Source organism: Bacillus xiamenensis, assembly GCF_001857925.1.
GTDB lineage: Bacteria > Bacillota > Bacilli > Bacillales > Bacillaceae > Bacillus > Bacillus xiamenensis.
Genome location: NZ_CP017786.1, coordinates 2,998,939 through 3,012,795 on the forward strand (window position 1 = coordinate 2,998,939; position 13,857 = coordinate 3,012,795).

A 13,857-nucleotide genomic window follows, 5' to 3' on the forward strand; every position below is an offset into this window, starting at 1 on the left:
CAAATATATGATAAGGAGACCGATATGAATCTAAAAAGAAAAGTAAATTGGAAAAGAAATATTGCAGCGCTTCTAGCCTTTGTGATGCTTATATCAATGTTACCTTCTGACATTTTTGCAGAAGAACATGTAGAAAATACAAAATCAAGTCCTAACAGCATGCAAGAAACAGACGATTCAAAGACCCTTGAAATGGCAGGGATTGATGAAGCTGAAATTGGAAAAGACGGAGAAGTTCTTTCGGAAAGAACAGAAAATAGCAAACTTTTCTATGAAGGAGAGGGGGTATTTACGCAAGAAGTATATCCTGACCCAATTCATATAAAAGAGTCACCAGATGCTGAGTGGGAGGACATCTCTCCAGAGTTAAAGTCAACTTCGAAAAAAGAAATAGAAACGGAAAATGCAAGGTTGGATTCAACCTTTCAAAAACAAATGAAGCAAGGGCTCTATGCTACATTCGAACATAAGAAGCATCAAATTGAATTTTCAATTTTAAAAGCTTCAGGAACAAACAAATCAGAAATTCGTTCCAAAGATCCCTCTGCACAATTTACAGAGAACACCAACGAGCTTACATACGAAGAGGTATTTCCAAATATTGATTTGCGATCATTTACTTTTAATGAAAATATCAAAGAAGATATTGTACTCAAACGATATGATGGCTACAATTCTTTTACATTTAAAATAAAGACAGATTTAACTGGAAAAATTGAAGAAGATGGTTCTATTACATTTTATGATCAAAAAGAACGAACCATTTTTCAAGTTCCAAAACCGTTTATGACTGATTCAAATCTAGATGAAAAGTCAGGTGAAGTGGCTCGATCAGAAGATGTGAGCTTTGAATTGCAAAAAGAGGATGATGGCTATTTACTTCGAGTGACTGCTGATGAGAAATGGCTCAAGGACCCTGAACGAGTTTATCCTGTGTCTATCGATCCATCGACTTCTTTATCTGTTTCATCAGACACATTCATTATGAGTGCATACCCAACAACAAACTATTCAACTTCTACGCAAAAATGGGATGCTAATCTAAAAAGTTATGTACTGAAAACCGGTTATTATGACAAAACAACTGGTACAAACTACGCGTTCATGAAGTTTAATTCATTCAAACCGATTCAAAATATGAATGTAACAAAAGCGACGCTCAAAGCGTATGTTGCTCATTCATATTACGGAACGAAGGCAACGGGTCTTTGGCTGGATACAGTGAATGCAAACTATGATCATACAAAACTAACATGGAACAATAAACCAAGTTCCAAAAACATCGGTAAAGCCAACGTATATAAAGGACAATGGGCCACCTATGATGTGACATCGACCATTAAAGCTTGGAATAGCGGAACAGCTAACTATGGATTTAAATTACATGCAAATGGAAATGGACAAGACCATTGGAAAAAAATAATTTCATCAACAAACTCTACCAATAAACCAGTCATTGAAGTAACGTATACAATTCCACAAGCAAATGCCCCAACTGTAAAAGGTTTTAGTAATGGAAATGGTACAGGTTACTTAAATTTAAGTTGGAAAAAGGTGTCTGGCGCAAAAGGCTACAAAGTGTGGATATATAACGGAAAAGAGTATGAAGCCATTTCAGTTGGGAATGTGGCGTCATGGAGTACAAAAGGAAAGAATATATGGCCGACAGCGAGCGAGATTGCCGCAAAAAAATATAAACTCCATTTAGATGGAAAAGGTGGGACTGAATTAGCAGTTGATCCTTCTCCAGTTTATAAAAACTCAGGCGGCAATTATGCGACAAGTAAAAATTATTGGGTAGCTGTAAGTGCGATATTTGACCAAGGTGAAGGTGCTATGTCGGCAAAAGTAAAACCTGTTGTGCCGAATGTGGCTAGAGCAAAAGCACCTAGTACAAAAGGTTTCAATAATAATAACGCAACAGGTTACTTTGATCTCTCTTGGAATCCAGTTTCTGGTGCAACCGGATATAAAATTCAAATGTTTAACGGAAAAAGCTATGAGACATTGGATCTCGGGAATCAAACATCTTGGTCAACAAAAGGGAAAAAAGTCTGGCCGACAGCTGCTGAGATTAAAGCAGGTAAATATGCATTGCACCTGCAAGATGGAAAAGGTGCAGAGCTTCCAATTCATCCTGGTGCGACTTATAAAAATGCTGGAGGAGATGCGTCTCAAAAACATTATTCCTTCAGAGTGATTGCCTACAATAAAGATGGAGAAGCCATTGCTTCGCCGCCAGCTGGACCAACTTTACCTGATCTATCTAGACCGAAAGCTTTATCTGGATATGCTTATACCAATACAAAAGAGAGCCAAACGGGTTACATCAATTTACATTGGGACAAAGTGAAAAATGCAAAAGGGTATAAAATCAATATCTATAATGGTAAGGCATATCAATCATTTGATGTGGGTGATGTCGATCATTGGACGACACAAAACAAGAACATCTGGCCAACTCCTGATGAAATTAAAAATGGAAAATATGTACTCCATACTGATGGTAAGGGAGGGGAACTAGCACTAGATCCTTCACCCGTATATGAAAATGCGAATGGAAATTACAAAGGACGCAAGAACTACTCCTTTACTCTTTCCGCCTACGATGCAAATGGAGAAACCATTCCGACACCAGCCTTTAACCCGACATTCCATGAAGGTGTAGAATTCCTTGGAACAGAGGATTATTGGTCGATTATTGATATACCAGACGGCCAGCTCAATGGTGCAACTGGTAATATGATTGTCAGTGAAGAAGAAATGTCGATTGATGGAAGAGGACCGGGACTAGGAATTGGCAGAACGTACAACAGTTTAGATGCAGCTGACCATCTGTTTGGTCAAGGGTGGTACGCAGATGTAGAAACAAGCATCACGCCAACAAAAGAAGGTGCCATCTATCTTGATGAGGACGCCACAACTCATGTTTTTACAAAAAAAGCAGATGGTACGTATCAACCACCAACAGGTATTTTCCTTGAATTAACGGAATCAAAAGATGAATACATGTTAAAAACGAAGGATCAAACCTTTGCGCACTTTAGTAAAAATGGTGGGAAGATCACCAAGATTGTAGATGGACATAAAAATACAACGACATACGAATATAACGAAAACAATCAGCTCACATCAATAGAAGATGCATCTGGACGAAAAATAACAATCGAATATGATGCAGATGGTCATATCATCTCGGTTCAAGGACCAAAAGGGAAAAAGCTTTCATATGAGTACGATGCAGGTCTACTAGTGAAAGTCATTGACTCAGATGGAACGAGCATCTCGTATGAATACGACAAAGAAGGCAAATTGATTAAACAATTCTCTCAAAACAGCACAGAAGATCAGCCTGTTTTTACAGAATACCAATATGAAAATCACCGTTTAGTCAAAGCAATCAATGCAAAAAAAGAAACCTTTGAGTATGCATATGATATGTCTAAAAAGACACTCATGCTAACGCAGCCAAACGGCCGAAAAATACAGTATACGTACAACGAAGCAGCTAATCCAATTCAAGTAGTAGATGATGCGGAAGGGCTTAAAATCACCACTAAAACGAAATATGAAGGCAACCAAATCGTAGAAGAAACTGACCCCAATGATGTAGAAAAAGGAAAAGCTACAGAAAGCTATTCGTATGACAAAAATGGCAACGTCATTCAGGCAAAGGATGCTTACGGCACAGAAACCTACGAATATAACAAAAACAATGACGTCACTAAAGTGAAAGATACAGAAGGAGATATCACAGATATCGCCTACGATGGGTTAGATGCTGTATCTGAAACGGATCAAAGTGGAAATATGTCTTCAGCAAGTATTTATGATTCTTACGGGAATTTGGTACAAACGAGTAAAGAACTTGCTGCAGCTGCGAGTATATTAAAAAATGGTAGCTTTGAAGATACGCTAACTGGCTGGAAGCTTACAGCATCTAAGGATGATGGGAAGTTAGCGCAAACAGCTGGAAAAAGTGGTGCTTTGTCTGGTAGTAAAGTATTAGAGATCAGTTCACAATCGACAACTGAAGGAACTGAACTTGGCTATTCTTCGGCTACTCAAGAAGTGACACTAGAGCCAAATACAACGTATACACTTAGTGGAAAAATAAAGACTGAGCTAACGAAAGCGAGAGCATTTTTTAACATCGATTTAAGAGATACAAACAACAAGCGAATTCAATGGATCAGTAACGGCTACAGCACATTATCAGGCAAAAATGATTGGACAAAGCGTCAAGTCACGTTTACGACGCCATCTCATGCAGGTAAAGCTGTGATCTATATGGAAGTGGATCATCGAAATAAAGCTGGAAAAGGAAAAGCCTGGTTCGATGAGATTCAACTGGAAAAAGGCGAAGTTTCTTCAAGTTATAATCCAGTCAAAAATAATTCCTTTACGGATAAAACAACAGGTTGGAGTGGAACAGGTGGTTCATTAGATAATGAAGAAGGCTTTAACGATGACGTTTCGTTAAAAATGACTAGAACTTCTTCATCTCAAGCGAATGTCATCTATAAACAATCTGTCCCAATTGAGCAAAGTACGAATGATCAACCTGTGTATGTCACACTGACTGGGATGTCTAAGGCTGAAAATGTAAAAGTATCAAATGAAAATGATTACTCACTTCAAGCGTCCGTTACGTATACAGATGGCACAACAGGAACGTTTAATGCGAAATTCCCAACTGGTACACAAGAGTGGAACCGAGCGGCGGTTGTCATACCAAAAACAAAACCGTTGAAAAAAGTCGACGTTCAGATCGTTTTCCAAAAAAGCGCGACTGGAACGGCTTGGTTTGATGATATCCGCCTAGTAGAAGGTAGCCTGTTAACGAAAACCACTTACGACGAGAAGGGAAATTATGCTGTTAAAGAAGAGGATGAGCTTGGTTACTCATCTCAATCTACCTACGATGAAACGGGCAAAAAGCTTTCTGAAACAGATGCGAAAGGCGAAAAAACAACATTTGAATACGACCAAGCCGATCAGCTGAAGAAAATCACTTTATCTAACGGGACATCCATCGTGAGAACCTACGATAAAGAGGGAAATGAACGGTCGAAAACTATTCGTGCTGATTCAGATCAGACGTATCAATTTGAATACGACCTGATGGGTAAATTGACAAAAACGATTGATCCATTAGGGAATGTGTTGAAAAGTGAATATGATGCAAATAGCAACTTAATCAAAACCATTTCTGCCAATGGACATGAAGTTTCTCTCACGTATGATGGAACAGACAGAGTGAAATCAAAGTCATATAATGGAACAGAAAAATATCACTTTAGCTATGATAAAAATGGAAACGAAACAACGGTAGTCAATAAAGAACAAAACACAACCAAAAATCGAACGTTTGACCAACAAAACCGTATGACAAAGTTAACGGAGCGAGGCAGTAGCCAAACTTGGACGTATCCAACCGATTCAGATAAACTGAAATCCTTTGAGTGGACACACGGAAATCAAAAAGGGACGAACCAATTCAGTTACAATAAGCTTGATCAAATGACGCAGATGAAGGATTCGAGTTCTACGTATTCGTTTGATTATGATGAAAATGGAAATGTCCAGTCCTTTATTACAGGTAACGGCAGTGGTGCTAGCTTTGCATATGATGAACGTAATTTAATCAACGAATTGCATATTGGAACAAACCAAGGGACTACGATTTTAAACGAAGCCTACGAATATGATCAAAATGGAAACAGAATAACTGTTGATCAAGGCATTAACGGGAAGATTCGTTATGAGTATGGAAAATTAGATCAATTGATCAAAGAAACTCATCCAGATGGCACGGTCATTGAGTACACATATGATGGATTTGGGAATAGAAAAACAGTTACGACAGAAAAAAATGGTGTAAAGAAAACAATCAACGCATCATTTAACATCATGAACCAACTAACAAAGGTAAATGATGAGACCTTGACTTATGACAAAAATGGCAATCGAACGTCTGACGGCCAATTCCTTTATGAATGGGATGCAGAAGATAACATAAAAGCCATCACAAAAAAAGGGGAAGACAAGCCATTTGTCACTTACAAATATGATGAGCGTGGATACAGAATTCAAAAAACAGTGAATGGGAAAGTCACCAATTACTTTTATGACGGCGACAGCCTGAATGTTTTATACGAAACAGATGGAGACAACGAAGTCACAAAAGCATACACATACGGTGACAGTGGACAACTCCTTGCATTCACGCAAAATGGATACAAATATTTCTATCACTACAATGCACATGGTGATGTCATGGCCATCACAAATAGTGCAGGAAAAATCGTTGCTGAGTACGAATACGATACATGGGGCGTTCCAACTAAAGTAAAAGAAGATGAAGAAGTAAAAGGAAACCCATATCGCTATGCTGGCTACCGCTTCGACGAAGAAACAGGACTGTACTATTTAATCGCCCGCTACTATGAACCAAAAAATGGCGTATTCCTATCACTTGACCCAGACCCAGGAAGCGATGGAGATTCACTAGATCAAAACGGATATACCTATGGAAACAACAACCCAGTCATGAATGTAGACCCAGACGGCCATTGGGTATGGTTTGTTGTCAATGCAGGATTTGCGGTATATGATGGATACAAAGCACATAAATCAGGGAAAGATTGGAAAGGTGTAGCGGCTGCAACCGTATCAGGATTTTTGGGTGGTGGAAAATTAAAGGGAGCGAAAAGGGTTTATAATTTTGCGAAACCTTCTAAAAAATCTAATATTAACTGGCGACATATAAAACAAGAGCATGGTCCAAAATCTAAAGCTAAAATGCCTAATAAAAGACCTAAAAGTAAATTCAAAAGTTCAAAAACTTTAAAGAGAACTACTAGGGCGACTGCTAGAAAAAAACCAGCATACACTCAAGCAGATGGGAGAACAGTTCATTTTAAGGTGTTTAAAAAACCAGTAGGAAGAAATACAAAAGGTAAATTGACTAGAAAAGTAAAGGTAGTAAAATCAGGAGACTATGTTGTGACAAGTTATCCGTATTGATCTTTAAATCTTACTATTAAAAATAGAAATGAGGATAGTATGCAGGAAATTTATTTTAAAAAACTTAATTTGGATATTAATGAGAGAGAACTTAGTTGTTTTAGCTTAAACGAAGAGTATTTAGTATTTGTTCTACAAAAGGAAGTTGACGCGAATAAATATGTTAATAATTTATATGTTTACCATATTAGTGAACAGGAGTTACACTATGAGTATAGTGTAACTACGATTGATCAGATTACCTCTGTACTAAAGTGTAAAGATGATTATCTTTTGATTTTTGATAGAGAATATGAAGATGGTATTATTGATGAGACTCCAAATGTATATTTTTGGAATCCTATAAAGGGATTTTATAAATCATTTTATGCTGGACGTTATATCAATTCTATTAAGATAGACAACGATCAAAATATTTGGGTAGGCTATGATGAAATGGGAATTTTCTCGATGATCGATGGAGAATTAAGTGAAAAGGGATTTAATAGGTTTGATTCTACTTTTAGAATCAAACCAGTATTAGATAAAGAAAAGCCTCATCCAATTGATCACTATTATGATTCATTTGTAACTGGATCATATGTATATCTCTACTTTAGTGTATTAGGTGAAAAAATATTTAAAAAAATAGATTTAGTATCAGATAAATTTGTTGAAACTAGAAAAATAGATTTAGATTTGACTGCTATTTGTGAACATAAATCAAGTTTATATCTTTTTATAAGGGACCCCCTTAACTATGAAATCAGTAAAGCTTTTAAAACGAATGATTTTGTAAATTATTTTGATTTAAGTCTATTAGATTTGCAAACTAATGAAAAAATAGTATTCACCGATATAACATCACATAATAATATTATTGCTGGATTAGATGAATATAATAATATTTATATTGGAAAGATATCTTAGGATTATAGATTACAAATCTAACTATAATTATCAACTTTAATTTAACAAAACCTCTTTTCTTTAGAAAAGAGGTTTTGTTATAAATTTAGATTAATAAAAACAATGTTAAGAAAAATACGCAACTCAATTTTAATCTAGTGATTCTTAGTTTTGCGAGGACTCGAAATAACTAAAAATACTGAAAATATAAGTGAGAAAAGAAAGGAAGAAATGATTATTCATACTAGATAAGTCTTTTCTAATAAAGAGTTTCCACTATTAGATAACGAGAACTTTGATTTTGCCAAAGTAAAGCTTTCTCTATTTACTAGAGAGGAAAATTGGCTGTTCAAGATTCAATTATTCGGTTTATCGAAGTTAAAACCGGCTATTGATTCTTTTGAGATGGGTCATGAGTTGAATAATGGTCCAATCAATTTTCTGTTGGATGAGCTTTTTGATTTCGTGGATCAGCATCAGTTACCATCCTCATCCTCATGGGATAGGGAACCTTAAAAATAAACAACTTGAAGAATTTGATTCACATGCAAACTTTATATTTAACATAGATTGTATGTTATTCGCGATAGAATCGAAAAAAGTATGTTTCGACTCACAGGAATTTATTTGCAGTGTATAGGAAGATCTCATTAGTGTCTAAATCAGAATTAAAAACATTGAGAGAATGGGGAGAGGGCCATGAAAATCAGCGGGGATAAACAAGGCTTATTCGATGAATTAAAGACACGTTATCAATACTTATTAGATTCTAGTTATCCAGATGATATCGTCTCTTTTGAAGAAGATACTGTTATATGGTCCGATAATTTTATTTATTGCACTTGTTGCGGGAGCTCGAGTCTTGTTATCGATCATAAACGAATACCGAAAAAACAGTTAAACTTTATGGTGGAAAGAAAAAGCTTCGAAATAAAATAAGACCAATTAGTAAAAAGAACAAAAAGTATAAATATTACTTGTCGGAATCAAGAAAACATAGATAAGGAGTGTATGCTTTCAATGGGTTTTTGGGAAGAAGAACATAAGAAAAAAAATATCATTATTGGTGATGATGGATTAGATATTTTTGAAGAAGCGATTGAACAATTCTATGAAATGACTGAGGAACATTTGAAGAGAAAGCCAACGATTGATGAGATGCTTTTGACAATTATGATGGCTTTAAACAATGGAGGTAGTCACTATTTTGATGATTTAAACGACAAAGAAGTAACGGATATTAAAATAACAACTAAAAAAGTAAAAACTTTAAGTAAAGTAGAACCAGGAGCTATATTTGAACTCCCATTAAAAGAAGTTGGGAAATTGAGCTATGCTTTGATCATTGCGGGTGAGGGGAAAAATCAATATGATGATATTTTAATCCAATACTATGATTTGTTTGTTGATGAAAGAATAGAAAAAAATGAATTAAAACAATTGATGAAAAAAGAGAATGAACTATTTGTTGCAAATACAGGTCTGACAGGCTTTTTAAATGGTTCATGGAATGTCATCACAAAAATAAATCAAGATTTTATAGAAGAAGAGAATCTTCAAAATCTGAAATTCGTGGAATACCGAGATGGAAATTATTACGTAAGCAAGGGGAAAGAAGGTCACAATGCACCTGTTATGGACTTAGAGGTTGCTGACCCAAAAACGGCTAAAATGATATTTAACCCGATTGGTATGCTTGGCGAATACACTATTATAAGCATTCTTTCATTATATTTTAAAGGTATGTCAATGGAGGATATTATTAAATATGAAATATAGGCAGTTTACAGCGCAAAATAAGTTTTGAAAAAGGAATGGTGTAATAAATGGCTGAACCAAAAATGCTAGACTGTTTAAATAAAATACGAAATGTCTTAAAGGGGACGATCACAAGAGAACAAGTGTCTGATTGGGCTGAAATTTACGTTTCTGCAGACGATCCAAAAATAGACGATGATCAAGTTTGGGATATGCTGATTCTTTTAAGTGGAATTGATTTGAAAGATTCACCTAATTCTTACTTACATCCTGTAGAGGATTTGAATGACTGGTTAGAAGAATACAAATAGTTCCTATATACGAGCTTGCTAAATTCTTATGGTTAAGCCCATTTATAAATAAAAGGAGTGACGCAATATCCATGCATCCGAAAGAATTAGAAACCACCGTCCAATTACCTGCGAAAAAGCGTTATGACTATTTCATCAAAAAGATTGTTGATTTTGAAGAGGTTTGGTCATTAAGAAACGAGAAGGGGTGGGTGATGTCAGAGGATGAACATCGTGTACCGCAGCTTCATTTTTGGCCGACAGAGGAACATGCCGCTTATTGTGCGATCGACCAATGGGGAAAAACAGTGCCAGAAATGATTGATTTAGACGATTTCATAGAAGAGTGGCTGCCGGGAATGATAGCAGATGGAATCAATCCGTCCATTTTCTATAATCGAAATAATTCGGTGTCAATTGAAATTCAAACATTAAAAGAAGATATAGAGGAAGAATTAAAAAACTACTAGTTCGACAAGAGTGGAGGTAGTTGTTTGAAACGGCTTGAAGACTTATTTATTCGTTCAGAAAAAGAATTCAAATTCTATCAGAATTTAGTAGACCATGTGTTTGACACAAATAAAGAGCTACCACAACAAGTCTTCCGTAAGACATTTGATTGTTTTTTGTTTCAAGAGTTTGATTGGGCATTGAGTAATGATATTTTACCAACCATTAAAGAGTTATCAACTGTTACACAAGATAGAGAATTTTTAACTGCAGTACTTCAACCAGATCCAACTCAATATTATTTAAAGGAATTTGGTTATTTTAATTGGGTCAAAGCGAGTGTGAACATTTCAAGTGAGGATTATGTAAACGCACTATGGATGCACCCAAAAGGTTCCATAGCGGATAATATAATCACGAATTCGAATATAGTTGTCTGGTTAGCTCATTCTTTGCAGTGGGCGATTTGGGCAGATAGGGATATGGGAATTTGTGTAATAGGGATGATATCAACAAAAGATTCTGTGAAAAATAGGTTATTAAAAGAAGGATGGAAACGAATGGATCACCCTGTTTTAGCAAATTGGCTTGAAGGCTTATTGAAGGACCAAAAAACATTCAATGATTATTACACTCAAATGCTTTCTCATTATGCGTCATGTTACAAGCGGTGAGATGGAGTATCAACGACTAATGATAGACTTACCCGAAGATATGAAAGGAGCATAAAGTGAAACATTTGTTTATATCCGATCCAAAAGAACTTGAACATGTTCTATCGTTTGTTCATTCGCTCATTCACAGTACGAAGACATTCCCTGATCAAGTGTTGAAAACGAAAACCCCTCATTATTTATTCGAAGAATTCCATTGGTTGTTATCAGATGATGGTTGGGAAATATTAAAAGGTTTAGCTTTGAATCATCATGATGACTATATACTCATGGCTGTATTAGATGAGCAGAAGAGCATGGATGATTATTATCATGATTTTGGTTATTATCCTTGGGTGAAAGTATCGTTAAACCTCACACCAAGTGATTACCTCGATCTTTTAACGGATTATCCGATAGAGAGTGTAAATGATAGCATAATGGATATTGCTTCACGTGTGATATGGGTTTCCCCTTCTGCGAAATGGATCATTTATGGCGACAGAGGTTATGAGATAGGAGTACTAGCGATTCTTCAATTAGAACAAATGAATAAACAATTGTTAAAAACGTGGAGAATTTTAGATGAGATTGTATTAGGCTGGATTTCAGTTGTATTTCCGAATCAAAAACTTCCTGATGATTTTAAAAAAGAACTGATTCGAAATTATACAAACGTAGAATGAAATAACTTCATAAGGAGGAAGACATGAATCAAATAGACAATGTGTTATCTATACTAGATGAGTCTTTTCTAAATAAAGAGTTTCCATTATTAGATAATGTAAACTTTGATTTTGCCAAAGGGAAGCTTTCTCTATTTACTAGAGAGGAAAATTGGCTGATCACGATTCAATTATTCGGTTTATCGAAGGTAGGACCGTCTATTGATTTTTATGCGATTGGTCATGATTTAAAGAATGGATCAATCAATTTTCTACTGGATGAGCTTTTTGATTTCGTGGATCATCATCATGAAATAATAGATGATGATGAGATAGAACATGGGTTCACAAAGCATCCTTTACGAATTAGATTAAATGAAGACTATTTTCATGTTCAAATACCAGAGTCATGCCAAGCTGATGTAACAGAGGAAAATGAATGGATTACTTTGTTAAGAGAAATGGCCAAACATCGAGATTTGCTGGATAGTTTATGGATGACAGATCAAGAACAATTTGACATCGTTCAGCATGTATATGCTAAACCGCTCTATACAACTGAATCATGGTTTCATCCAGAAACGCATAGCCAACTCCCTAGTCAATCTCCTTTTTTTCAATCGGTTGCGAAGAGTTTGATCTATCAAGATCCAACATGCATTGTAAATATAAATACGAACACTGACTGGAGATTATGGTCAGATTTTGATACTGTGGAATATTTTTAGTTTCGTCTGATGTTTTAAATCGGTGAGGTGGAGCAAGTAATGAGAATCGTATTAGCAAAAGAGAAAAATCTATTCGAAGTAAATGAATTAATAAAGAAAATCAATTTAAACGTAGAAGAGTATAACTGGGTCATAAGTGATGTGACCCTCACAATGCTTCACGATCGAAAAAATCAATCTCATTCAGAAGTCATGCCGAATTATACGGATTTTTTATTTCTAAAGGGTGAACATTTCAAAAAATTCTTACACGACTATTCTTATTCTTTTATTTTCGCTGTTTTGACCGCATTGCCTCGTCATGTAGAGCATTTGAATATCAGTTCAATACCTCAAATTGAAGAGAATGAACGATATTGGAACGTGAATTATACACCCGTTATCCCTCAAGCCGTGTTTGAAATCGGATTTTTTGATTCGACAGATGTTATTTTTACAGGAGATCAGAATATCTTAAGCGAATTTCGAAAAAAAGCGGACTTTATTTCATTTGAAGAATATTTACAAACTCCGTGACACGATAAGAATAGAGTTCATTTTGAAAAAATAGGGAAATACGTTAGGGGAGTGAATGAGATGTTTAGCAGTATAGAGAAATGGATCGATTATTTAGATGGTGTCTGTGATGTACTGGCATTCTCATTTGATTTTTTTCGTAAAGAACTAGTCATAAACATTAGTATAAGTGAAATAAATGATGCTCGGTATCATGAATTGCGATTTATGAATGTGGCGAGTCTTTATTATAATGGGGGTGAAGGTAATGATAGATTTGAAGAATTGATTCAAGAAGAGATGAATTGGCAAATTTTTGAATGTAGTTACCATCCTAATGGGATAGGGAACCTTAAAAATGTACTTCTTGAAGAATTTGATTCAAATGCAAATTTTCTATTTAACATCAATGGGATGTTACTCGCAATAGAATCGAAAAACGTATGTTTCGATTCACAAGAATTTATTTGCAGTGTATAGAAAGATCTCATTAGCGTCTAAATCAGAATTAAAAACATTGAGAGAATGGGGAGAGGGCCATGAAAATTAGCGGGGATAAACAAGGCTTATTCGATGAATTAAAGAAACGTTATCAATACTTATTAGATTCTAGTTATCCAGATGATATCGTCTCTTTTGAAGAAGAAACTGGGATATGCTCAGGAGATGTTTATATGTTTTTTACACTTGTTGCAGGCAGCTTGAGTCTTGTGATCGATCATAAACGAATACCGAAAAAACAGTTAAACGTGCTGCGTCAGTCATTTGAAGAGCAATATCCTCAAATCAAAACGTATCAACATATCCTTACGTCATATCCTTTATTACATTCCTATATTCAGTACCATGAGGAAACGAGAAAACGAATCATTGCACTTATACAATAACCTCTTGGAGGCCA

12 protein-coding genes and 1 pseudogene are annotated in these 13,857 nt (G+C 35.4%); all 13 read left to right on the forward strand.

Annotated elements, in window-relative coordinates:
- The first annotated feature begins 24 nt into the window (after positions 1-24).
- The 13 genes and pseudogenes from BK049_RS15245 (at position 25) to BK049_RS15300 (ending at position 13,843) form a co-directional block, all read left to right on the forward strand.
- Positions 25-7,029, forward strand: a complete 7,005-nt coding sequence (locus tag BK049_RS15245; protein WP_071168876.1) for a DNRLRE domain-containing protein — start codon at positions 25-27, stop codon at positions 7,027-7,029.
- A gap of 39 nt (positions 7,030-7,068) precedes the next feature.
- Entirely contained in the window at positions 7,069-7,938 is an 870-nt protein-coding gene (locus tag BK049_RS15250; protein ID WP_071168877.1) for a hypothetical protein, read from the forward strand.
- A gap of 297 nt (positions 7,939-8,235) precedes the next feature.
- Positions 8,236-8,433: pseudogene (locus BK049_RS20195) on the forward strand (hypothetical protein); the annotation flags it as partial.
- The gene (locus tag BK049_RS20200; protein WP_083381164.1) at positions 8,366-8,557 is read left to right on the forward strand and encodes a YxiG family protein; all 192 of its coding nucleotides are present in this window, start codon (positions 8,366-8,368) and stop codon (positions 8,555-8,557) included. The pseudogene BK049_RS20195 and the gene BK049_RS20200, both read left to right, overlap by 68 nt.
- A 380-nt stretch (positions 8,558-8,937) precedes the next feature.
- The gene (locus BK049_RS15260; RefSeq protein ID WP_071168879.1) at positions 8,938-9,696 is read left to right on the forward strand and encodes an Imm26 family immunity protein; all 759 of its coding nucleotides are present in this window, start codon (positions 8,938-8,940) and stop codon (positions 9,694-9,696) included.
- Positions 9,697-9,743: 47 nt separating this feature from the next.
- Entirely contained in the window at positions 9,744-9,986 is a 243-nt protein-coding gene (locus tag BK049_RS15265; protein ID WP_008356129.1) for a DNA-binding protein, read from the forward strand.
- Between the two features lie 71 nt (positions 9,987-10,057).
- Positions 10,058-10,435, forward strand: coding sequence for a DUF2750 domain-containing protein (locus tag BK049_RS15270; RefSeq protein ID WP_008356132.1), 378 nt, complete (start codon positions 10,058-10,060; stop codon positions 10,433-10,435).
- Between the two features lie 24 nt (positions 10,436-10,459).
- On the forward strand, positions 10,460-11,089 hold the full coding sequence (locus BK049_RS15275) for a hypothetical protein (protein ID WP_071168880.1): 630 nt from the start codon (positions 10,460-10,462) through the stop codon (positions 11,087-11,089).
- A gap of 56 nt (positions 11,090-11,145) precedes the next feature.
- Complete coding sequence (locus BK049_RS15280) at positions 11,146-11,754, forward strand: hypothetical protein (RefSeq protein WP_008356136.1); 609 nt, start codon at positions 11,146-11,148, stop codon at positions 11,752-11,754.
- Between the two features lie 23 nt (positions 11,755-11,777).
- On the forward strand, positions 11,778-12,461 hold the full coding sequence (locus BK049_RS15285) for a DUF7003 family protein (RefSeq protein WP_071168881.1): 684 nt from the start codon (positions 11,778-11,780) through the stop codon (positions 12,459-12,461).
- 39 nt (positions 12,462-12,500) lie between these two features.
- Positions 12,501-12,977, forward strand: coding sequence for a hypothetical protein (locus BK049_RS15290; RefSeq protein ID WP_071168882.1), 477 nt, complete (start codon positions 12,501-12,503; stop codon positions 12,975-12,977).
- Positions 12,978-13,037: 60 nt separating this feature from the next.
- Positions 13,038-13,436 carry a YxiG family protein gene (locus tag BK049_RS15295; RefSeq protein WP_008342588.1) on the forward strand — a complete coding sequence of 133 codons (399 nt, stop codon included), beginning with the start codon at positions 13,038-13,040 and terminating at the stop codon, positions 13,434-13,436.
- Positions 13,437-13,495: 59 nt separating this feature from the next.
- On the forward strand, positions 13,496-13,843 hold the full coding sequence (locus BK049_RS15300; protein WP_071168883.1) for a YxiJ family protein: 348 nt from the start codon (positions 13,496-13,498) through the stop codon (positions 13,841-13,843).
- Positions 13,844-13,857 lie beyond the last annotated feature (14 nt).